Annotated in this window: 22 protein-coding genes and 1 pseudogene; 13 read left to right on the plus strand and 10 right to left on the minus strand. The window is 55.6% G+C overall.

The features are described from left to right. The 3 genes from FIL88_RS05930 to FIL88_RS05940 are packed head-to-tail and all read left to right on the plus strand — an operon-like array spanning position 1 to position 2,333. Positions 1-504 (plus strand): YIP1 family protein, encoded by a 504-nt coding sequence (locus tag FIL88_RS05930; RefSeq protein WP_142852859.1) that lies wholly within the window; start codon positions 1-3, stop codon positions 502-504. Beyond that, positions 504-1,100, plus strand: coding sequence for a Yip1 family protein (locus FIL88_RS05935; RefSeq protein ID WP_142852860.1), 597 nt, complete (start codon positions 504-506; stop codon positions 1,098-1,100). Before FIL88_RS05930 ends, FIL88_RS05935 begins: the two co-directional genes overlap by 1 nt. 12 nt (positions 1,101-1,112) lie before the next feature. Continuing rightward, entirely contained in the window at positions 1,113-2,333 is a 1,221-nt protein-coding gene (locus tag FIL88_RS05940; RefSeq protein ID WP_142852861.1) for a cysteine desulfurase, read from the plus strand. Positions 2,334-2,459: 126 nt separating this feature from the next. Here the strand turns inward: FIL88_RS05940 and FIL88_RS05945 are convergent, their stop codons facing one another. The 8 genes and pseudogenes from FIL88_RS05945 to guaA all read right to left on the minus strand — a co-directional run bounded on the left by FIL88_RS05945 (position 2,460) and on the right by guaA (position 10,129). Continuing rightward, on the minus strand, positions 2,460-3,077 hold the full coding sequence (locus FIL88_RS05945; protein ID WP_142852862.1) for a TetR/AcrR family transcriptional regulator: 618 nt from the start codon (positions 3,075-3,077) through the stop codon (positions 2,460-2,462). Next, complete coding sequence (gene ppk2 / locus FIL88_RS05950) at positions 3,070-3,951, minus strand: polyphosphate kinase 2 (RefSeq protein WP_142852863.1); 882 nt, start codon at positions 3,949-3,951, stop codon at positions 3,070-3,072. The genes FIL88_RS05945 and ppk2 overlap by 8 nt, the downstream gene beginning before the upstream one ends. 56 nt (positions 3,952-4,007) lie before the next feature. Further along, entirely contained in the window at positions 4,008-4,946 is a 939-nt protein-coding gene (metA, locus tag FIL88_RS05955; RefSeq protein WP_142852864.1) for a homoserine O-acetyltransferase MetA, read from the minus strand. 47 nt (positions 4,947-4,993) lie between these two features. After that, positions 4,994-5,854: an ATPase gene (locus FIL88_RS05960; RefSeq protein WP_142852865.1), complete on the minus strand. Its 861-nt coding sequence runs from the start codon at positions 5,852-5,854 to the stop codon at positions 4,994-4,996. Between the two features lie 120 nt (positions 5,855-5,974). Next, positions 5,975-7,045: an OmpP1/FadL family transporter gene (locus tag FIL88_RS05965; protein WP_142852866.1), complete on the minus strand. Its 1,071-nt coding sequence runs from the start codon at positions 7,043-7,045 to the stop codon at positions 5,975-5,977. A gap of 155 nt (positions 7,046-7,200) precedes the next feature. Then, positions 7,201-8,080, minus strand: a pseudogene (locus tag FIL88_RS05970) (DMT family transporter). 26 nt (positions 8,081-8,106) lie between these two features. Further along, a complete protein-coding gene (locus FIL88_RS05975; protein ID WP_142852867.1) occupies positions 8,107-8,400 on the minus strand; it encodes a putative quinol monooxygenase in 294 nt (97 codons plus the stop codon). Positions 8,401-8,569: 169 nt separating this feature from the next. Continuing rightward, positions 8,570-10,129, minus strand: coding sequence for a glutamine-hydrolyzing GMP synthase (guaA, locus tag FIL88_RS05980; RefSeq protein ID WP_142852868.1), 1,560 nt, complete (start codon positions 10,127-10,129; stop codon positions 8,570-8,572). A gap of 180 nt (positions 10,130-10,309) precedes the next feature. Between guaA and FIL88_RS05985 the strand changes: the two genes are divergently transcribed. Together FIL88_RS05985 and FIL88_RS05990 are read left to right on the plus strand one after the other, a co-directional pair. Continuing rightward, positions 10,310-11,011, plus strand: coding sequence for an MgtC/SapB family protein (locus FIL88_RS05985; protein ID WP_142852869.1), 702 nt, complete (start codon positions 10,310-10,312; stop codon positions 11,009-11,011). Positions 11,012-11,145: 134 nt separating this feature from the next. Next, positions 11,146-12,684 (plus strand): trimethylamine methyltransferase family protein, encoded by a 1,539-nt coding sequence (locus tag FIL88_RS05990; RefSeq protein ID WP_142852870.1) that lies wholly within the window; start codon positions 11,146-11,148, stop codon positions 12,682-12,684. 82 nt (positions 12,685-12,766) lie between these two features. Here FIL88_RS05990 and FIL88_RS05995 read toward each other — a convergent pair whose 3' ends face one another. Beyond that, positions 12,767-13,093 carry a DUF6477 family protein gene (locus FIL88_RS05995; RefSeq protein ID WP_246066620.1) on the minus strand — a complete coding sequence of 109 codons (327 nt, stop codon included), beginning with the start codon at positions 13,091-13,093 and terminating at the stop codon, positions 12,767-12,769. A 213-nt stretch (positions 13,094-13,306) separates the two neighbouring features. On the opposite strand from FIL88_RS05995, the gene FIL88_RS06000 reads away from it, so the two are divergent. Next, complete coding sequence (locus tag FIL88_RS06000) at positions 13,307-14,416, plus strand: DUF6456 domain-containing protein (RefSeq protein WP_142852872.1); 1,110 nt, start codon at positions 13,307-13,309, stop codon at positions 14,414-14,416. A 7-nt stretch (positions 14,417-14,423) separates the two neighbouring features. Here FIL88_RS06000 and FIL88_RS06005 read toward each other — a convergent pair whose 3' ends face one another. Then, the gene (locus FIL88_RS06005; protein ID WP_142852873.1) at positions 14,424-14,708 is read right to left on the minus strand and encodes a hypothetical protein; all 285 of its coding nucleotides are present in this window, start codon (positions 14,706-14,708) and stop codon (positions 14,424-14,426) included. A gap of 261 nt (positions 14,709-14,969) precedes the next feature. On the opposite strand from FIL88_RS06005, the gene FIL88_RS06010 reads away from it, so the two are divergent. From FIL88_RS06010 to phoB, 7 genes are all read left to right on the plus strand, one after another. Further along, positions 14,970-16,013 carry an ATP-binding protein gene (locus FIL88_RS06010; protein WP_142852874.1) on the plus strand — a complete coding sequence of 348 codons (1,044 nt, stop codon included), beginning with the start codon at positions 14,970-14,972 and terminating at the stop codon, positions 16,011-16,013. Between the two features lie 174 nt (positions 16,014-16,187). Further along, complete coding sequence (locus FIL88_RS06015; protein ID WP_142852875.1) at positions 16,188-17,240, plus strand: substrate-binding domain-containing protein; 1,053 nt, start codon at positions 16,188-16,190, stop codon at positions 17,238-17,240. Positions 17,241-17,336: 96 nt separating this feature from the next. After that, the gene (pstC, locus tag FIL88_RS06020; RefSeq protein ID WP_142852876.1) at positions 17,337-18,803 is read left to right on the plus strand and encodes a phosphate ABC transporter permease subunit PstC; all 1,467 of its coding nucleotides are present in this window, start codon (positions 17,337-17,339) and stop codon (positions 18,801-18,803) included. Continuing rightward, on the plus strand, positions 18,800-20,164 hold the full coding sequence (gene pstA, locus FIL88_RS06025) for a phosphate ABC transporter permease PstA (RefSeq protein ID WP_142852877.1): 1,365 nt from the start codon (positions 18,800-18,802) through the stop codon (positions 20,162-20,164). The genes pstC and pstA overlap by 4 nt, the downstream gene beginning before the upstream one ends. 14 nt (positions 20,165-20,178) lie before the next feature. Then, positions 20,179-20,976, plus strand: a complete 798-nt coding sequence (gene pstB, locus FIL88_RS06030; RefSeq protein ID WP_142852878.1) for a phosphate ABC transporter ATP-binding protein PstB — start codon at positions 20,179-20,181, stop codon at positions 20,974-20,976. Between the two features lie 26 nt (positions 20,977-21,002). After that, the gene (phoU, locus tag FIL88_RS06035) at positions 21,003-21,734 is read left to right on the plus strand and encodes a phosphate signaling complex protein PhoU (RefSeq protein WP_142852879.1); all 732 of its coding nucleotides are present in this window, start codon (positions 21,003-21,005) and stop codon (positions 21,732-21,734) included. After that, a complete protein-coding gene (gene phoB / locus FIL88_RS06040; RefSeq protein ID WP_142852880.1) occupies positions 21,731-22,420 on the plus strand; it encodes a phosphate regulon transcriptional regulator PhoB in 690 nt (229 codons plus the stop codon). The genes phoU and phoB overlap by 4 nt, the downstream gene beginning before the upstream one ends. Positions 22,421-22,529 lie beyond the last annotated feature (109 nt).

Raw genomic sequence — 22,529 nt, forward strand, 5'->3', positions numbered from 1 at the left:
GTGTCGGTCCTGCAAGATATGGTGCATGCCTATCGCCGCCCGCGCGCGGTGTTTCGCCAGCGCGTGGGCGACAGTCCGCGGGAAGATCGGGCGCTGGCGGTTCTGATCTTCGCCTGCGCCTTGGTCTTTGCCGCGCAAATGCCGCGTTTAGCGCGGCAGGCATATGAAACTGGCGAAGAATTGAACATGCTGTTGGGGGCGACCTTGCTTGGGTGGCTCTTTATCATGCCCTTGGTACTTTATGCGCTGGGAACCTTCAGTCATGTGATCGCACGGATGTTCGGCGGTAAGGGAAGTAGCTATGCTGCACGCTTCGCGCTGTTCTGGGCACTTCTCTGCGCTGCACCGGTTTGGCTGCTCTGGGGGCTTGTGGCTGGGTTCATCGGGCCGGGCGTCCAATTGTCGCTGGTGGGCCTTCTGGCCCTTGTGGTGTTTATCCTGTTCTGGTCTATCAATCTGCGCGAGGCTGAACGCGGCCCGCAAGAGACAAGCAAGGCTATGTGATGCAATTCACCCCCGGATATCTGTTTGGAATGGCGCTTCAGACTGTGCCCGAGCCACGCAAAGTGGCGCGCGATCTGTTCGCGCTAGGTCTGAGCCGCGAGTTCCTGTGGACAGCCTTGCTGCTGATGGTGGTTCTATCCACCTGTCTGATCATCATTGGATCTTTACTGCCGTCAGTTGGAACTGAACCCGTATCCCCGGCGTTGATCAGCCCCATCACGCTCGGTGTCCTTAACGGTATTCTCACATTTGGTATGGCCGCTGCCCTATATTTCGTAGGTCGACTAATGGGCGGGCAAGGCAATCTTGAAAACGCGATTGCCACAGTCGTTTGGGCACAGTTCATGTTGCTGGGAATTCAGGCGCTAACTGTGGTATTGTTGCTGTTCGCGCCGCTCATGGCAGCAATGCTCACCTTCGCTTCGGCCTTTATCTCGTTTTGGGTCCTTAGCCACTTTACGGCTGAGAACCACGGCTTTCGGTCTGCGGGTTTGGTCTTTGCGTCAATCCTGATCTTTATAGTTCTGTCAGCGTTTCCGTTGTCCCTTTTCCTGATGATTCTTGGGGTCGAACCGCCCCCTTTGCCGGTACAATGATCGGAACCAACCATGTATGACATAGACAAGATCCGCAGCGACTTCCCGATCCTGTCGCGAGAGGTGAACGGCAAGCCCTTGACCTATCTGGACAATGGCGCGTCAGCACAGAAGCCTCAGGTGGTGATTGATGCGATCACGCGTGGCTATGCCGAAGAGTATTCGAACGTCCATCGCGGGCTGCATTACCTGTCAAACCTGTCGACCGAGCGCTACGAGGCGGTGCGCGGGATCGTGGCGAAGTTTCTGAATGCCGGGTCCGAGGACGAAATCATTTTCAACTCGGGGACAACCGAGGGCATCAATCTGGTATCCTATGCTTGGGCCGCGCCCCGGATGCAGGCGGGGGACGAGATTATTCTGTCCACAATGGAGCATCACGCCAACATCGTTCCCTGGCATTTCCTGCGCGAACGTCAGGGCGTGGTCCTGAAATGGATCGACCCTGAACTGGACGGATCACTGGACCCGCAGAAAGTGTTGGACGCGATCACGGATCGAACCAAACTGATCGCTGTGACACAGTGTTCAAACGTGTTGGGGACCATTGTTGACGTCAAGGCGATCTGTACGGGTGCGCGGGCCAAAGGTGTGCCGGTGATGGTTGATGGCTCGCAAGGGGCGGTGCATATGCCGGTGGATGTTCAGGACATTGGATGTGATTTCTATGCAATCACAGGGCATAAGCTTTATGGGCCGTCGGGTTCTGGTGCGATCTATATCCGCGCCGAACGTCAGGCTGAAATGCAGCCGTTCTTTGGTGGCGGCGATATGATTAACGAGGTTACGAAAGATACCGTGACCTATGCCAAGCCCCCCCTGAAATTCGAAGCTGGCACGCCGGGTATCGTTCAAACCATTGGTCTGGGTGCCGCGCTGGAGTATATGATGGATCTGGGCATGGAAAATGTCGCAGCCCACGAGGCATCGCTGGCAGCCTATGCAGCCGAGCGGTTTGCCGGGTTGAACTGGGTGAATGTGCAAGGTCACGCGCCGGGCAAGGCTGCCATCTTCTCGTTGACCATGGAGGGGGCGGCGCATGCGCATGACATCTCGACCATTCTGGACAAGAAAGGCATCGCTGTGCGAGCCGGGCATCACTGCGCCAAACCCTTGATGGAGCATTTGGGCGTCGCCGCAACGGCGCGTGCGTCTTTTGGGCTGTATAACACGACCGAAGAAGTTGACCGGTTGGTTGATGGACTGGAGTTGTGTCACAAGCTATTGGCATAATGCATCGGTGGCTCACGTTGTGAGCCTAGGGGGCGTTGCCCCCGTCCGAGGTCATACGGCCTCAGACTCCCCCAGGATATTTTCAACAAGAAAATGCGGATGGTTGTCCGGCGGGAGGAGTGAAAATCAGCTGTCTGCCTTGATCAATCCAAGCCCGCGCAGATAGATTCCGATCCCGCTTTCCAGAAGCTCTTCCGGTGGAAATGGGCTTTTCTGGCCGGGGCTGCCGCGACCAAAAAGTTCGACTACGCCGTGGCTCATGGCCCAAATATGGGCGCTGACCATGCGGGAGGGCGGGCGCTTATCTTCTGGCATGTTCTCGGTCAGTTTCGACGCCGCTTTTTCCAGCACGCCCATTGCGCGGGAAGACACCATGGCCAGTTCGGGCGAATGGTTGACCGAAATTCCGCTTTCGAACATCGAGATATAGTGGCCCGGATATTTGCGCGCGAAGGCCAGATAGGCGCGGCCGGTTGCTTCGAAACTGGCAAGTGCCGACGGTTGGCCCTTATCAAAGGCGTATTCCATAAGGTCCGCGAAGATTTCGTACCCTTGGCGGGCGGCTTCCGCGATCAGGTCTTCGCGTCCGGCGAAATGGCGATAAACGGCAGCTGGGGTCACGCCAGCCTGTTTGGCGGCCTCGGACAGGGTGAAGCCTGTGGGGCCTTTCTCCTCGATCAGGGCAAGGGCTGCATCGACCAAAGCCTGCCTGAGGTTGCCGTGATGATATCCGCGCTTAGGCATTGCCACCATCGGTCCAGATTTCGGGTCCACCGCAGATGTTTTCGTCTGGCGCGTTGGCGACGTTTCCGTCTTTCCCAACATAGTCAATGCCTTGCAATACTGCTTTCAGGGCAGCCAAACGCGCGCGTTTTTTGTCATCAGATCTAATCACGGTCCAGGGCGAGACGTCGCGGTGGCTGCGGTTGAAGGTCTCTTGAATGGCATCAGAATAGGCGTCCCATTTTTTAAGACCTTCGACATCGATCCAGCTAAGCTTCCATTGCTTCAGTGGGTCTTTCTCGCGGGCAAGGAACCGCCGCAGCTGTTCTGCGCGTCCAACATTCAGCCAGATCTTTACAAAGTGAATGCCTTCATCGACCAACATATCTTCGAATTCAGGAAGTTGGCGGAAGAACGCTTCGCGCTGAGTGTCTTCGCAAAACCCAAACACCTTTTCGACCACTCCGCGATTATACCAGCTGCGATCAAATAGGACGAGCTCACCTTCGGTCGGCAAGTGTTTGATATAGCGCTGGAAGTACCATTCCCCAGCTTCGCGGTCCGAAGGTTTGGACAGCGCCACGACACGCGCCACACGCGGGTTTAGGTTTTCGCGAAAGCGTTTGATTGTGCCCCCTTTGCCGGCGGCATCGCGCCCTTCAAAGATGACCACCACGCGCTTTCCAGTGGCCTTCACATCCGCCTGAAGCTTAACCAATTCCAGTTGAAGCGCTTCGATTTCGGCCTCGTAGGTGTCCTTGTCGATCAGTTTTTCGTAAGGATAGCTGTCGGACAGAATATCTTTCTTGGATGCGTTTTTGATCGCGTCGCGCACCGCATTAGGGGCGGTTTCGCGAAAGAACTCCGATATGGCTCCGTCAAAAGGCAATGACATGGCAAACTCCTGATTTCACACCAATATGGGGACCGTGGGTGCGTTTGGCAATTGGCTTAGCCCCGGCGGTCTTTTACGGTTTGACCAATCTGGGTGATGTCATAGGGCGTCGTCATGTACATTTCCGAAATCCAGTTTTGATACAGAAGATGTGCGTGACTGCGCCAGCGGTTCTCGGGGGGCTGTGTCGGGTCATCATCAGGATAATAGTTCATCGGCACATTGATCGGTGCACCTTTGGCCACGTCCCGATCATATTCCCCCTTTAACGTCATGTCGTCATATTCGAAATGGTTGAAGATATAGAGCGCGCGATGGGCGTGATCTTGAATAAGGCACGGGCCGGTATCGTCTGAACCCAATAGGGTTCTTAACCCCGAAGCCGCATCAACTTCGTCTTGCTTCATTTCCGTCCAGCGACTAACTGGCACTACGCAACTATCAGAAAAACCGCGCAAATATGGCGATGTAGGGGCCATATTCTTTTGTGGAAAACAGCCAAATGCCTTGGCCTCCAGCATGTGCTTCTGAACTTTGTGAAAGTAATAGATCATTGCCATCCCGCCCCAGCACACTCCAAAGGTGGAGTGTACATTGGTCTGAGTCCACTCAAGGATCTGCGTCAGCTCGTCCCAATATGTGACCTCTTCAAACGGCAGGTGTTCGATCGGGGCGCCGGTGATGATCAGACCATCAAATTTCTGGTCCTTTACCTCGTCCCACGGCTGATAGAACGCGCCGATATGGGCTTCGCTGGTATTTTTCGAGATATGTTCAGATGGGCGCAGAAGCGTAAGCTCGATCTGCAGAGGATGCGATCCAATCAAGCGTGCGAATTGCGTCTCGGTTTCGATCTTCTTGGGCATCAGGTTCAGCAGGGCGATCCGCATCGGGCGGATGTCCTGTTTCGAGGCCTGTTCCTCGGGCATGACCATCACGCCTTCGTCTTTCAGCACGTTCACGGCTGGCAGAGTCGAGGGGATCTTGATGGGCATGGAACCGGTCCTTTTTGTTTTACGTAAGGGGTATAGATGGTGTCAGATCAGCGCGCGTCAATGGCGGCGGCGATCAGGCGGTCAAAGTCATCTGGCGTTTTGATCTGTGCCATGTCATGCGCGCAGAGGGTCACGCCATATCGGGCCATGTGTTCATAAAGCGGCTGACGGTGGTTAAGCGCTTGAGCATAGGTCCAGCGGATGAAATTGTCGGGATCAACGTCATCTTCTTTCACATTGAATTCGCTCAGATATGTGCCCCAAATTCGCGCCAGAAACTCGGGCTGATAGGCCATGGGTTTGGGCGCGCGGTCAAAGCGTTCGACCAGTTTTTGGGTATGTGCGTCGTCGCCGCGCAACCAGACAAGCAGACAGTGCTGGCTGAGTTCTGCAAGCATTGGATCATGTTCACCAAGGGCTGGATCAATCCATTCGCAGATCGAGCCGCCGCTATCACAGATGAAATGCGGATAGCCATAGATGCGTTCAGCGCGGTCGATGAAATCGGCCGTATCCATCAAGGCGGCGATCTCGGCGGCTTTGAACTGGTCCTGACGGCGGCGATATTCGTCGAAGGGAAGGCCGCCTTTGGTCACGTCGCCGGGTTTTCCCAGATATGTGGCGACAGGTGTCAGATTCTCAAAACTGATTTTCGAGGTGATACGGATCGAGTCCGACATCAGAAGCTCCCGAAGGAAAGGAACCTTCATCGCCTCGGCTTTGAAGTTATCAGCGATATGTTCGCCCATATAACGCGTGCCGATGCGATAATCGGCCGAATAATGGAACCAATCGCCTTGATCGCGCAGAAGGTTGGACAGATAGGTTTTCCCAAGGCCAGACATGCCGAAGAACAGCACGCGCTTGTGCGGGGCATTCTGCCAGTCCTGAGCGGTTTGATAGATCATCTGCGGCCTCTTGTCGTTCAGCCTTTGGTAAAGTGCGGCGCAAGGCGGGTCAAACCCTTAGCCCCAAAAGAAAACGCCCCGCGTGTTGGCAGGGCGTTTTTTGTCTTATTTGGTGTCGGATCAGAAGCTAAAGCCGACTTTCAGTCCGAATGCGACCGCGTCGCCGCCCGAGAAGGTCGTCGGTCCAATAGCGGTGGTCACGACTTTATCGTCGATCATCGAGTACTGAACACCTGCTTGGATTTTCATGTTCTCGTGGGTATAGGTCCCACCAACGCCGATGCTTTTGGTCGCTCCTGCTGGGGCAAGCAGTGTTGTGCCTTCACTTGCACCATCAGTATACGAAAATGACGCGGCGACTGACCAATTGTCGTTCAGCTTGCGACCAACGCCCAGCTGGTAAGACGTTACGTCATCAACGAAGTTAACCCAGTTCACGTCGCCGAAGACCGGGCTGTTGGACGTCAAGGATTTTCCATCCCATTGAGCATGACGGATTGAGCCGAACAAAAGGGTGTTCGCCGCAATTCCAGTTTGGAAATCCAGATTAAATGCTGATGGCATTTCCACGGTTGCAGTTGCTGGCAGACCGTTATGCGTTCCGGTCAAACTATGCTCGACGGCTGAGAAGTATGTCAGTGCAACACGTAGAGCAATGTCTGGGCGTTCATAGGCAACACCTACGAGACCACCAAGTTCGTTGCCGCTAGCAGCTTCCAGTACCCCGTCACCTGAAATGATGGAACCGGACAGTTTCTGCATGCGAAGGCCGCCGTGAACACTGAAACCGTTTCCAAGTTGGTAGCGCAGAATGCCGCTATAAGCGCTACTGTTTACTTCTGCCATAGCAGGGACAGCGCCTGTGGGAAGTGGGATCTGGATCGGTGTGTTTGCATAGCTGATATCTGCGCCATAAGGCTCATCATAGATCACGGCGAAACTTAGTCGCTCGTTCAGCTGCATTTTGATACCCAAGCCGAAAGTCGAGTAGTCTACGGCGGATTGTGATATGGGGCCGGCAAATGGGTTATTACCAGCGATGCTGGGAGCAACATTTGCAAAGCTCAGCTCAACATAGTTGCCCTCCTCAAAGATGATCCCAATATCCTGACCTGAGCGGTCGATCCCGGCATGTGCGGATGTTGCGGCGGCTGTTAATGCTGCCGCAATCGTTAGGGTTTGCTTGTTCATGTATCCTCCCTGGGGCTTATAGTTTCCGCCGTCTCCTCCGGTGCGGCAGTGTTCTAAAAAGGTATTTTGTGCGATGTTTCCCGGTCAATCTTTACTTTGGGTCATGTGACGTCAGGTCGTGAATTGCCCGATGAACGATGTGAAATTGACACGATTTACCAAATTTCACGCGTGTTTTCAGACGTTTGTTTGGTCAATTGCTGCGGCTTTTCGGACAGACGAATGCTGGTTACGTTGGCCGCGACGATGATTGTGCCTCCGATGATCAGCGCGGCTCCGATTTGTTCACCATAAAGCATGGCACCTGTAACTGCAATCAGGGGTAGATGTGTGAAGTCGATCGGTATCACGATCGAGGCGGGCGCAAGTGACAAGGCCTGTGTCATACAGGTATGGGCCAACAACCCAGAGCAGCCGATAATGAACAGCCACACGGCGTTCACAGCATGCGGTAATGCAATGGTGCCATCAAATCCAGCGAAGACGATGCCGAGGCCAAGTTGCATGCTGGTTAGCCAGAAAAGGATTGAGAGTGTTGAGTGGGTTCTCGTTAGCTTACGGGTGAAAACGGCGGTAAGTGCAAAGCAGACGGCCGAGAGGGCCGCGGATAAAGTGCCCGCAGATGTCGTGGGCTCGCTTAGCGCTGGCGCTGTGGTGATGAGAATGCCAAGAAAGCCCGCGAGCACGCAGAGGATCTGTGTACTTTTCAAGGGTTCGCCCAGCAGAAGTGGCGCAAGAAACACCACCCATAAAGGCGAAGTGAACTCCAGCGCGAAGACCTGAGCCAGCGGAATCAAAGTTAGCGCATAGAACCACAAGTTCTGCCCGGCAAAATGGGCGAGGTTGCGAGCGCAATGTGTGCCGAGATTTTGGCGTGAGACCCCGTGCCAGCGGCCTGTAATCGTCAAAAAGGAAAGCACGATGCAAAGCCCAACCAGCGAGCGGTACATCATCAATTCAAACGTATCTAATTGTAGTGTAAACGGTGCGCCCTGCAACGGCCATAACCGAGAACGACCCAATCGCACCGGTCATCCAAATCGCGGCGCGGGCAGTTGGCGTCACGCGTCGACCTCGGTCACAGTGTAGTGCCGGGGGATCCCGGCAGTGATCGTGGCCCAGTCCGACGCTTTAGTGCGCGCTTGGTGTGCGTCAAAAGCACTGCGGTGGGTGAAGCGTTCCGAGACATTGAAACGTCCGGGGTGGCACCGATCCTCGACCACCAGAAATGACAGGCAGCCCGGTTCGGCGCGGGTAAGCGCGATATGGGCGGGCAGGGCAGCGCGGACGGCCTCGATCCGGTCTTGGGGCACGTCGATATGGCCGGTCAGAACAATGTTTGGTTTCTGTGTCATGCTCCAAGGGCTAACAAGCAGGTCTCGGGTTGGCGAGCGGAAAATCAAAACGCCGCCCGACTGGACGGCGTTTTGATGATTTCAGTGCGTAGTAGCGCTAGCCTTCGGCGGGCACCCCGGGTGTTCGGTGCTGAAATCGATATTCAACGGATCGATTTCCGGACGCACCTTACTCCCATTCGATCGTGCCTGGAGGCTTCGAGGTCACGTCGTAGGTCACGCGGTTGATGCCTTTCACCTCGTTGATGATGCGGGTTGCGGTTTCCCCAAGGAATTCGTGACTGAAAGGATAGTAATCCGCCGTCATACCATCCACCGACGTTACGGCGCGCAGCGCACAGGCATAATCATAGGTGCGCCCATCACCCATCACACCCACAGTGCGCACGGGCAGGATGGCCACGAAGGCCTGCCAGATCTCATCGTAGAGACCATGCTTGCGAATTTGGTCGATATAGACCGCGTCCGCCTCGCGCAGAATATCCAGCTTGGCGCGGGTGATTTCACCTGGGCAGCGAATTGCAAGCCCCGGTCCGGGGAAGGGGTGGCGGCCAATGAAGCTTTGGGGCAGGCCAAGTTCACGACCCAATGCACGCACTTCGTCTTTGAAGAGCTCACGCAGAGGTTCAACCAGTTTCAAACCCATCTTTTCGGGCAGGCCACCCACATTGTGGTGCGACTTGATGGTTACTGATGGGCCGCCAGAAAAGCTAACTGATTCAATGACATCGGGGTACAGTGTGCCTTGAGCTAAGAACTCCGCACCATCAATGGTGTCGGCATGCTTCTGGAACACGTCGATGAACAGCTTGCCGATGATCTTGCGCTTCGTTTCCGGGTCGGACCGACCGTCCAGCTCGCCCAAGAACAGCTCTTGTTCATCCGCGTGGATCAACTGCATGTTATAGTTGTCGCGGAACATGGTGACGACTTCTTCGGCCTCGCCTTTGCGCAGAAGGCCGTGGTCCACGAACACGCAGGTCAGCTGATCGCCGATCGCTTCGTGGATCAAAACGGCCGCGACCGAGCTGTCGACGCCGCCGGACAGGCCACAGATGACCTTCTTGTCGCCGACCTGTTCTTTGATCTGGCGTATGGCTTCTTCGCGATAGGCACCCATGGTCCAATCGCCTTTGAAGCCGGCCAGCTTAACGAACTGTTCATACAGCTTCGCGCCGTTGGGCGTGTGGTGCACTTCGGGGTGGAACTGCACCGCATAGAAGTGACGTTCCGTGTCTGCTGTGATCGCGAAAGGGGCGTTGGGCGATGTGCCGTAAACCTCAAAACCCGGTGCGATTTCCGAGACATGGTCGCCATGGCTCATCCAAACTTGCTCGTCCCCGTCTTCGAACCAACCCTCCAGCAAATCCAGTTTGGCTTTGGGGGTCACATAGGCGCGTCCGAACTCTGCCGTGCCGTGGCCACTTTCGACCTTGCCGCCCAGCTGGGCCATCATGGTCTGTTGGCCATAGCAGATGCCCAAGATTGGCACGCCATAGTCAAAGATTTCTTGCGGCGCGCGCGGAGACCCCTCGCGGGTCACGCTGTCAGGCCCGCCCGAGAAGATCACCGCTTTGGGTGCCATCTCGCGCACGAATTCCATCGTGACGTTCTGATAGGGGTGGATTTCACAATAGACGTTCAGCTCGCGTAGGCGGCGCGCAATCAGCTGCGTCACCTGGCTTCCGAAGTCGATAATAAGAAGGCGGTCGTGGCTCTGATCTGTCATGTTGACCGCTTAGGGCAGGGAACAGGTTTTCGCAAGCCCCAAGCAAGGTGCATCCGACATATCCCGCAAAACGAGTTCACTAAATCATTAGGTTTGGGGTATTCAGACGTTCAGACCGTCGCAATTGCCCCAGAAACGCGGGCAACTTCAGGCAAGACTGGCTGGGAGGAGAAAAAGAGCATGATAACAGAAGCCATTACACTAGATGTGGCCGCCCTGAACCTGACTGCGGCAGTGATTTTGGGCGCATTGGTTGGATCGGAACGGCAGGTGCGGCAACGCATGGCGGGGCTGCGCACAAATGCGCTTGTGTCGTTGGGTGCCGCAGGCTTCGTCGTTTTCGCAGCGCTTTTCCCGCACGAAGTCAGCCCAACCCGTGTGGCGGCTCAGGTCGTGTCGGGGATCGGTTTTCTGGGCGCGGGCATCATCTTTCGCCACGGGTTCACCATCCATGGTTTGAATACGGCGGCGACGCTGTGGTGTTCGGCTGCCATTGGGGTCATGGCTGGCGTAGGTGCTATCAGCTTTGCGGCACTGATGTGCGGCTTGATTATCTTTGTAAACCTTGGCTTGCGACCGCTTGTAAAGTTCATGAAACGCAAGACCCGTGCGGGCAAACCGCTGCTTTTGGAGTTTCGCCTATGGGTGTCGTGCCGGGCCAAGCATGAAAGCAAGGTCCGATCGACCATTGTCCATAAACTGGCCCTTCCGGGACTGGCTCTTGTATCGATCGAGGCGACTGAAAGCGGCGAAGACAGCACGCTAGAGGTACTGGTCAATGTCGAAGACAACAGTGACAGTTTGATCAAGACCGCCGTTGCTCCGTTGATGTTGGACGCCAATATCCGGTCCTTGTCGTGGGAAGCCGCGAATGACGACTGACGGCGCGCCAAACTAACCGGGAAAACATCAAATCCGCCGGAATGTCGTTTTTGCCCCTGCATGGCCGTTTGGGGACAGCTTTACGTGGCCGCGTCACCTATCAAAGATACAACAGGTTAAATTGGAGGTTTCCCATGGCCGAGGCTCGAACACGCCGCCGTGGTGGCGGTGGTGCCGCCCGTCGCGCAGAACGCACTGCCGTTAAGATCGAATGTGCCAAGTTCATCACGCGCAACATCCCGAATCTCGAGATCCTCAATGAAGAGGCAATGGAGATCATCGAATACAACGCCGAGACCGTCCTTGAAGAGGTCGGCGTAAACTTCGTCGAAAACCCTGCCGCGCTTGAGCGTTGGAAAGAAGCAGGTGCGGATGTCGACGGTGAACGCGTGCGTATTCCGCGTGGTCTGGCTCGTGAGCTGTGTAAGACAGCGCCCTCCAGCTTTACGCAGCACGCCCGCAACCCCGAACGCAATGTCGAGATCGGCGGGAAAAATCTGGTGTTGGCACCGGTTTATGGCCCTCCGTTCGTGCGCGATGCAGAGGGTGGTCGTCGCTATGCCACCATGGAAGATTTTCGAAAATTCGTGAAGCTGGGCTATATGTCCAAGTGGCTGCACCACTCGGGCGGTACTGTCTGTGAACCGACGGATATTCCGGTGAACAAGCGTCACCTGGATATGCTGCACGCTCATATGACCCTGTCGGACAAGCCGTTCATGGGCTCGGTGACCGCGCCTGAACGTGCGCAGGACACTGTGGACATGTGTGGCATCCTGTTTGGCAAAGAGTTCGTTCAGCAAAACACCGTGACCACGTCGCTGATTAACATCAACTCGCCGATGCAGTTCGATGATGTGATGATGGGCGCGCTGGAAGTATTCGCCGCCAACAATCAAGCTGCCATCATCTCGCCCTTCATCGTGGGTGGCGCGATGGCGCCCGTGTCGGTGGCAGGGACGCTGACACAGGTTCTGGCCGAGGTTCTGGCCGGTGTAGCCTATAGCCAGCTGATCCGCAAAGGCGCGCCGGTGATTGCAGGGACCTTCGTGAGCTCCATTGACATGAACTCTGGCGCTCCGACCTTTGGCACGCCCGAGGCCGCAAATGTGACCTATGGGGCAGGGCAACTGTTCCGCCGTCTGGGCCTGCCCTATCGTTCGGCAGGGTCGTTTAACGGCTCGAAACTGCCGGATGCACAAGCCGCATACGAGACCGCAAACAGCCTGAATATGGGCCTTCTGTCCGGCGTGAACTTCATGCTGCACTCGGCGGGCTGGCTGGAAGGCGGTCTGGTGGCGTCGTTTGAAAAATTCGTGATGGACGCCGATCAGCTTGGCGTTTTGCATGGCATCGCAAAAGGCGTTGAGGTGGATGTGAACGGTCAAGCCATGGATGCGATCCGCGAAGTGGGGCCGGGCGGTCACTATCTGGGCTGCGAACATACGCAGAAGAACTTCAAATCCGCGTTCTGGCGGTCAGAGTTGCTTGACTATAAGCCTTTCGAGACGTGGGAAGAAGAAGGCGCACGCGATACGCAGGCTTTGGCCTCTGAAAAGGTTAAGAAGATGCTCGCCGACTATCAGGAACCGGCGCTGGATCCGGGGATTGCAGAGGGTCTGAACGACTATATTGCCGAGAAAAAGGCGTCGATGCCGGACGCGTTCAGCTAACGCGCTGCACGTTCACCATGATTAACACATCGGAAAGGGGGCTTAACGGCCCCCTATTTCATTCGGGGTCATTTTTAACTCGCTATGCGAGATTTTCTCCACGAGGGAGTAATTGCAATTCGGCCAGCAATGCAATCAGCACCTCGACGTGACGGGCGCAGGAATAGGAGGCATCCCCGGATTTTCGTGTATCTTCCAACTGCGCCTCGGTCAGCAAAAGGCCATCCACGGCCTGCGATGGCGATGGTGTCGTATTTGTTTTCATTAGTTTTTTCAAATCTTTATCACGATTATATTCGCTTAGTCCGAAACGCGCAGCACGTACCAGAAGACGGGGGCGACGCAGAGATTTCAGCATATCAGTGGTGGATGTCATGGGGACCTCGCTGTTGTGATTCAGCGCAATCATGACTCAACCATTGGGGGTGTTGCGTGAGGTAAAGGGCCGTACGCCAACGTTAACAGTTGTTATGATTTTGGAAACTAGTGTTGAGAAGCGACAACTTAGTTAACGAACCAGTAACCAAAAATCGATAGGCCTGTTCGGCTCGAAATCAGCCGATGGTTGCGTGTTCGAACGGGTCTGTGCGTACCACGGTTTTTCAATCTGGAAGGGGCGTAGATGCAACACACACTATCTACCGAGATCGAATGCAAATCCATTATGAATTGGTTGCCGAACGAGGTGCAAACCTATCTGAAGCATACGGAAGAAGGCGAATCTATCCGGGCGATAGCGCGCCGCATGGGGGTCCACGCGTCGACTGTTCTGCGTCAGGTTCGCAAGACCGAGGCGCGTCGCGACGATCCTTTGGTTGACTCCCTCTTGTCGCGTTTGGGCGACGAAATGCGCGACAGTTCTGAGCAAGACATCGCGTTCTCATTCGGGGCGGCGAATGAAGACCCCATGACACCTCATTTGGTGCGCGTCTTGCGGGCATTGCTATCGCCAGACACAAATCTTGTTGTTGGCGCTGGGGTCGAGACGGCAGTCGTATTGCGATCCGCTACTGATGGTGAACCTGTCGCGCTTGCCAAGGCACCGGTCAGCGTGGTCGAGCTGATGGCGCTGCTGGACTGGATCAAGGGGGGGACGATTGGCCGTGTTGCGCGCTATCAGATCACGCAATCTGGACGACAAGCGCTGAACAAGTTGCTTGCACATCAGGAAACCCGCGCGACGGGCTTTGCCGAGAGTCAGGCAGGTTTTTTGGCGGCAACCTCCCATCAAGAAAACGTCGGTGTTCAGATGGCGCGCGCGTCCACACGTGGGCATCGCAAAGTCCGCGCCGTCGGTGCCGAGACGCCGGTTCGCGTACTCGCACGCAGGCGGGGCAGGGATAAACCTTATTTGGGTGAGGATCTTGTCAGTGCAGCTGAACGTTTGAACCGTGACTTCGCACTAGGCCAGTTCGAGCATTCCGAAATGCAGGGCAATTGGGCGTCATGGATGCGCGAAGGTGCGGCCTCGGCATCCGTCGATCCGTCTAAGAACCGGTCAGACCGAAAACTTGATGCTCGCCGCCGGTTTGCCGAGGCGATCAAGGCGATTGGCCCCGAGTTGGCGGAGTTGGCGGTTGCCGTTTGCTGTCATGAGAAGGGCATGGAATGCGTCGAACGAGAGATGTCCATGCCAGCGCGTTCAGGTAAGTATATGCTTCGGATCGCACTGAAGTATCTGGCGCGCCACTATGGGGAACAGCCTGGTCAGGATCATGAATTGATCTACTGAAGTTAGGCTATTCGTTCAGCATATTTGTGACGACATGTATGTTGATCTCGGGGCAGGTTTGACGGATTTCATCTGCTATAATCTGCGGATCCGGAAGATCGGGTACTATTACATAGTATCGTCCAGAGAAACCGGAAGCGATCAGTCGTTGGCTGATGTCCAGACAGTCGAGTGCTCCGCAGACAAACTTTGAAATAACCATGTCTGGGGCAAGGTCCGATATCTGTCCTGCGCTCATCTTTTCAAATACTGAACATGCCATCAGGATTTCGTGGCCGGTGCCTTCATCCATGGTGACCAACTCGTGGACACGTCCCAGTAATAAAATCTTTGGCGATGGAGGCACGATCCACTCTTTATTCTTAATGGTTTGAAATAATTGGCGAATTTAGATCCATGTATTGTCTGAGCTTACGGAGGTATCATCTTTTGGGGTATTGATGAAGGGGTAATACTACCTTCGGGAATAAAACTCTGATTGACCCAAGACGGGCGACAGGTCATGTCTTGCGTAGTTGCAGAGGAGTCACCGAGGCAAGGGGCAGGATCGGTTATGGTTGCACGCAGTATGCTGGAAGCAATGCCGATTGCGGCAGTCTTTATCGGCGAAGACAATCGTATCCGCTCATCCAACGAAAAAGCGCAGAACCTGCTAAAAATGACCGTGGATGGCCGGCACTACGTAACCGTACTTCGGCAGCCATCTTTGTTGGATCAGATCGAAAGCACCATGTCGGAAGGCATCTCGGGGCAGGTAAGTTTCAATACGACTGAAGCCGGCAGAGATGTAGTGTATGAAGTACATCTTGAGCGCGTTGTGGGCGGGCCAGGGCGAGAGAACGGAGTTCTTTTGTCCTTCATGGATGTCAAACAACATGAAGAAGCCGGGCAGATGCGATCGGACTTTGTGGCGAATGTCAGTCATGAACTCCGGACACCGCTGACAGCTTTGACAGGTTTCATTGAAACCTTACGTGGCCCTGCGCGCGATGATGTCGAGGCACGGGACCGCTTTCTGGGCATTATGGAGGCCGAGGGTAAGCGTATGAACCGGCTGGTGTCGGATCTATTGTCGCTAAGTCGCGTCGAAGATATGGCGCGCATTCGGCCAACCGATTCTGTAGATGTCCTTGCTGTCTTACAGTCGGTACGTAATGCTTTGTCACAAACGGCAGAAACCAAGGGCGTAACGATCTCGATCGAATCGCAAATCGAGCCTCCGGTGCAGATTGCGGGGGATTTGGATCAGTTGGCGCAGGTCTTTACCAACTTGATCGAAAACGCCCTCAAATATGGACGGTTGGGCGGTGGCGTGTCCGTTGTGATTTCGCGTATGCCGATGATGCCCGCATTCAAGGGGCCTGCGATATGTGTGTCGGTCAAAGATGATGGGCCAGGCATCGCCGAACATCACTTATCGCGCTTGACCGAACGATTCTACCGCGTGGACAATCACCGCTCGCGCGAGTTGGGCGGAACCGGACTGGGACTTGCGATTGTAAAACACATCATCAACCGCCATCGGGGTCGTCTACGCATAGAAAGTGATGAAGGTCAGGGCAGTAAGTTTTCAGTCTTGCTGAGAGATGATCTGTAACCGCGAAATGCGACGCACTATCCTAGCATCGTCACCATGGGTATTGGATTTTCTGGCCAAATTTGATGATTGTCACACTGTTGTTACAAAACATTCACAAAAGCTTTGAGCATCGACTTTAGGACGGCGCTATGTCGTCCAAGGGGCGTCACAATGTATTAACAGGAGATATCCATGTCCTTCGTGAAACTGACCGCCTCTGCTCTGGCGATCGCTGCCGTTTCCGCCACCGCTGCTTCTGCCCGTGATCAGGTGCAGGTTGCTGGTTCCTCGACCGTTCTGCCTTATGCTTCGATTGTTGCTGAAGCTTTCGGCGAAAACTTCGACTTCCCGACCCCCGTTGTTGAATCCGGTGGTTCGTCGGCTGGCCTGAAGCGCTTCTGTGAAGGTGTTGGCGAAAACACCATCGACGTAGCCAACGCATCGCGCGCCATCAAGGACAAAGAAATCAAAGCATGTGCCGAAGCTGGCGTGACCGACATCGTCGAAGTCCGCATCGGCTATGACGGCATCGTGTTTGCTTCGCAAATCGACACCGCTGGCTTCAATGCATTCGAACCTGCCGACATCTATAACGCTCTGGGCGCTCAGGTGATGGTTGACGGCAAGCTTGTCGACAACAGCTATAACCAGTGGGCTGACTTCAACGCTGACCTGCCGGCTGTCGACATTGCTGCGTTCATCCCCGGCACCAAGCACGGCACCCGTGAAGTGTTCGAAGTGAAGGTTATGGAAGCCGGCTGTAAAGCAACTGGCGCCTATGACGTGTTCCTGGCTGCTGCCGAAGGTGACAGCGACAAGGCCAAATCCAAAGCCGCCAAAAAGATGTGCTACAAAGTGCGCACCGACGGCAAATCGGTTGATATCGATGGCGACTACACCGAGACTCTGGCGTCGATCGACGCCAACAAAGATGGCATCGGCATCTTCGGTCTGGCCTTCTACGAAAACAACACCGACAAGCTGAAAGTGGCGACCATGTCGGGCATCGTTCCGTCGACAGAATCGATCGCAACTGGCGAATACCCGGTATCGCGTCCGCTGTATTTCTACATCAAGAAAGCCCATATCGGCGTGATCCCCGGCCTGAAAGAATACGCTGAGTTCTTCATCTCGGACGAGATCGCTGGCCCGGATGGCCCGCTGTCGGAATACGGTCTGGTTGCCGATCCCGAGCTGGCTGCCACGCAGGCTTCGGTTGCAGCTGAAGCTGTGCTGACCAACTAAGACCATCGAGTGGCGCAGGGCGGTTTGCTTTGCGCCACTTTCCCTTCCCGCAGGTTGGGGTAAAGACCTGCACCTCTTCTGCTGCAAGAGCTTTCCATGTCCGCATTCTGGCTTCTCATGATCATCTTGGCGCTGGCCGCCATGGGATTTATCTTGGGTCGAAGCCGCGCCATATCCTCGGTTCAAGGGGATCGCCGCCAGCTTCACTCTCTTCCAAACTATTACGGTTTCAATGTCGCGATGCTGGCCTTCGTGCCGGCTGTTCTGATGTTGGGCGCGTGGGTAATCATCCAACCCATGCTGATCAGCGGTCAGGTTTCGACGCATATTCCCGAGGCGCTCTATGAAGATGCCGGTCAATTGAACCTGATCATGAGCGACGTGAAACGCGTCGCTGACGGGCTGGATCTGGCGGTGGCACTGGGTGCCATGACGGCCGATGCGTCCAGCCAACTGAACACCGATACAACAGATATCCGCGCCATGTTGGGCGAGGTCGGAGTCGCCCTTGGTGGCGACGTTGATCCGTCGGTCCTGACAGCGGCGCAAGAGATGCGCGCCAAGACGGTCAGCGGTAACTTGTTCATGACCATCGTCGTGCTGGTTGTCGCAGGCGCTGGATTTATCGCAGCCATGATGATGACGCGCGGTGATTTCCGCGCACGTAATGCGGTCGAGGGCGGGGTGAAAGCCTTGCTGATCGGCGCGGCGTCCATTGCGATCCTGACAACGGTTGGTATCGTTTTGTCGCTGATCTTCAACACGATCACTTTTTTCGGTCTGTTCCCGGCGGGTGACTTCCTGTTCGGCCTAACATGGTCGCCCGAGGGCCGCGGTGGATCTGAACATCTGGGCATTCTGCCGCTGCTGTGGGGCACGATCTATATCTCGATTGTGGCTCTTTTGGTGGCTGTGCCGATTGGTCTGTTCGCCGCTGTGTATCTGTCGGAATATGCCAGCCGCGCGACCCGCGCATTCGCCAAGCCTCTCTTGGAGGTTCTGGCCGGGATCCCGACCATCGTTTACGGTCTGTTTGCGCTGACCGTTGTCGGTCCGCTGCTGGTGAACTTTTTCGGCGCAGATGGCCTTGGCTGGATGCAGGGCGCACGCTCGGTCATGACGGCGGGATTAGTGATGGGCATTATGCTGATCCCCTTCGTCTCCTCGTTGTCTGACGACATTATCAACGCGGTGCCACAGGCGATGCGCGACGGCTCTTACGGGCTGGGCGCGACGCGATCTGAGACTGTGAAACAGGTGGTTCTGCCTGCCGCATTGCCCGGTATTGTGGGGGCTGTCCTTCTGGCCGCCTCGCGCGCCATCGGGGAAACCATGATCGTGGTGATGGGGGCAGGGGCTGCGGCCCGTCTGGACCTTAACCCGTTCGAAGCCATGACCACCGTGACCGCCAAGATTGTCAGCCAGTTGACCGGCGACAGTGACTTTGCCAGCCCAGAAGCCCTTGTGGCCTTCGCGCTTGGCATGACCCTGTTCCTTCTGACCTTGGGTCTTAACGTTCTTGCGCTGTACATCGTGCGCAAATATCGGGAGCAATACGAATGAGCGACGCAAGCCTTCAGAACGGTCCCGATATGGGAACGCCGCGCGCCAAAAGCTCGATCCTTCAGCTGGATCAGCGCACCAAGAAACGCAATGCATCGGAAACTCGCTTTCGCGCCTATGGCATCGCTGCCATCGCTGTGGGGTTGGTGTTCCTCGTTGTCTTGATCACGTCGATCATCTTCAAAGGTGTGGGCGCGTTTCAACAAACCTTCATCACGCTGGATGTCGAGCTTTTGGAAAGCAAGCTGGATAAAACCGGAGAGCGTGACATCGAGGAAATCAAGAAGGTCACGACCTTTGGTTATAACCCGCTGATCGAAAACGCGCTGAAAGCCGCTATGGACGAGGCGGGCGTGGACAATCCCTTTGCGAAGGGGAAAGACCTGCGCAAGATGCTGTCATCTGGCGCGGCCGCAGAATTGCGCCGCTTCGTTGTCGCCAACCCGGACCGGATCGGGGATACCGTGCAATTCCGTTTGCTGGCTTCGTCGCGTGTGGATGGTTATCTGAAAGGCCGTGTCACGCGCGACAGCCTTGCCCGTGACAAGAACCTGACCCCGGTGCATCTGGATGTGGTGGATCAACTGAAGGATGCAGGCGTTGTGGCGAAAGGATTTAACCTTAGCTTCATCACTGGCGCCGATGCTTCCGAAAGCCGCCCCGAGCAAGCCGGGATCGGCGTCTCGATGCTGGGCAGCTTATATATGATGCTGGTGGTTCTGGCCTGTGCGCTGCCCATTGGGGTTGCAGCCTCGATCTATCTTGAGGAATTCGCGCCGCAGAACTGGTTCACTGACCTGATCGAGGTGAATATCTCGAACCTGGCGGCTGTTCCGTCCATTGTCTTCGGTATTCTGGGTCTGGCCGTGTTCATCCAGTTTGCGCATCTGCCGCAATCGGCCCCGCTGGTCGGTGGTCTGGTGCTGACGCTGATGACACTGCCGACGATCATCATCTCGACCCGTGCATCGCTGAAATCGGTGCCGCCTTCGATCCGCGAGGCCGCATTGGGCATCGGTGCATCAAAAATGCAGACCGTGTTCCACCACGTCTTGCCACTGGCCATGCCGGGTATCCTGACCGGGACCATCATCGGTCTGGCGCAAGCGCTTGGCGAAACTGCTCCGCTGCTTCTGATCGGGATGGTCGGCTATATCGCGTCGAACTATCCCGGTGGGATCATCGAGGGCTTCATGTCCCCGAACTCGGCCATGCCGGCCCAGATCTATGAATGGGCAAAACGCGCTGACCCCGCATACTATGAACGCGCATGGGGCGGCATCATCATCCTTCTGGTCTTCCTGATGACCATGAACATTATTGCAATCATTCTGCGCCGCCGTTTCGAGCGCCGCTGGTAGAAAGGGCTGCAGACATGAATGATATGACGAAAATCGAAAGGGCTATTGAGATGAACGATATGAAAATCTCGGCCAAAGGCGTGCAGGTCTATTACGGCGATACGCATGCAATCAAAGATGTCTCGGTGGAGATCGAAGACAAGACGGTCACCGCCTTTATCGGTCCCTCGGGCTGCGGGAAATCGACCTTCCTGCGCTGCTTGAACCGCATGAATGACACGATTGATATCTGCCGCGTTGAAGGAGACATCCTGCTGGACGGCGAAGACATCTATGACAAGCGTGTCGACCCGGTGCAGCTGCGTGCCAAAGTGGGGATGGTGTTTCAGAAACCCAACCCGTTCCCGAAGTCGATCTATGACAACATCGCCTATGGTCCGCGCATCCACGGCTTGGCCAAGAACAAGGCGGAACTGGACGAGATCGTCGAGAAATCCCTGCGCCGCGGCGCCATCTGGGACGAAGTGAAAGACCGCCTGCATGCGCCGGGCACCGGTCTGTCCGGTGGTCAGCAACAGCGTCTGTGCATCGCGCGTGCCGTAGCGACCGAACCGGAAGTCCTGTTGATGGACGAACCATGTTCGGCCCTTGACCCAATCGCCACCGCGCAGGTCGAAGAACTGATTGATGAGCTGCGCCAAAGCTATTCGGTGGTGATCGTTACCCACTCGATGCAGCAGGCCGCACGTGTCAGCCAGAAAACTGCCTTCTTCCACCTTGGAAATCTGGTCGAGTATGACGACACGACCAAGATCTTCACCAACCCAGAAGACCCGCGCACTGAAAGCTACATCACCGGCCGTATCGGTTAAGCCCTTTCAAGGGCAGGAGAAAAGACATGATTGATCAACATATTGCATCCGCTTTCGACCGCGATCTGGAAGAAATTCAGGCCCATCTAATGAAGATGGGCGGCATGGTCGAGGACTCGATCCGCGAAGGTGCGAAGTCGCTAAAACGTCGTGACGAGGAACTGGCCGAGGAAGTCCGCCGCGCAGACAAGAAAATCGACTCCCTGGACATCCAAATTCAGGAAGAATGCGCACGCCTGATTGCGCTGCGCCAGCCGATTGCCTCGGATCTGCGCACAGTGCTGACCGTGATGAAAGTGGCCGCGAACCTTGAACGGATCGGTGACTATGCCAAGAACATGGCCAAACGGACCACAGTTCTGGTGCATATGCAGCCGATCGATGGTGCCTCGGGCGCGATCAAGCGGATGGCCAGCGAAGTGGGTCAGATGTTGTCAGACGCACTGGATGCCTATATCCGTCGCGATGAAGAGCTTGCCCAAGACGTGCGTCACCGCGATCTGGAAGTGGACCAGATGTATAATGCACTGTTTCGCGAGTTCCTGACCTTCATGATGGAAGACCCGCGCAATATCTCGTCCTGTATGCATTTGCATTTCATCGCCAAAAACATCGAACGTATGGGCGATCATGTGACCTCGATTGCAGATCAGGTGATTTATCTGGTCAGTGGTGAATTGCCTGACGAAGCCCGTCCGAAGGGCAACTCGGCCAATTATGAATTGCCAGAAGAGGGCACAGATGAGGCCGAAGCATGAGCACAGACAAACCATGTGTTTTGCTGGTTGAAGATGAACCGGCACAACGTGAAATTCTACGATATAACCTGACCTCGGAAGGCTATGATGTGACCTTAGCCGAAAACGGGGATGACGCACTTATTCTGGTGGATGAAGTCATGCCAGATCTGATTTTGCTGGATTGGATGCTGCCGGGTGTGTCAGGGATCGAGATCTGCCGGCGGGTTAAAAGTCGCAAGGAAACCCGTTCCATTCCAGTGATTATGCTATCTGCTCGGTCTGAAGAGGTGGACCGTGTGAGGGGCTTGGAAACCGGTGCGGATGACTATGTGGTCAAGCCATACTCGGTTGGCGAATTGATGGCCCGTATCCGCACGCAGTTGCGTAGGACGCGTCCTGTGTCTGTAGGGCAAAAGCTGGAATATACCGACATTGTGCTGGACGGCGAAAGTCACCGCGTTACACGTGCTGGCGAACCTGTGAGGCTGGGCCCGACTGAGTTCCGCTTGCTGACGACCTTGATGGAAAAGCCGGGTCGAGTTTGGAGCCGCGAACAACTTCTGGATCGGGTCTGGGGGCGTGACGTCTACGTCGACACCCGCACGGTTGACGTTCATGTCGGGCGCCTGCGCAAGGCTCTGTGCCGAAATGGTGGTGATGATCCGCTGCGCACAGTGCGTGGCACGGGATATGCGTTGGGCTAAGTAAGCCTCGCGTGGTAAGATTGAGATAACAAAGAGAGAATCCGCCCAGCTATACAAGTGGTTTCTCTACATCCATGCTGCTGGTTTCATTCGGGAATGCTTCGCAGCG

It is taken from the genome of Aliiroseovarius halocynthiae (assembly GCF_007004645.1).
Classification (GTDB): domain Bacteria; phylum Pseudomonadota; class Alphaproteobacteria; order Rhodobacterales; family Rhodobacteraceae; genus Aliiroseovarius; species Aliiroseovarius halocynthiae.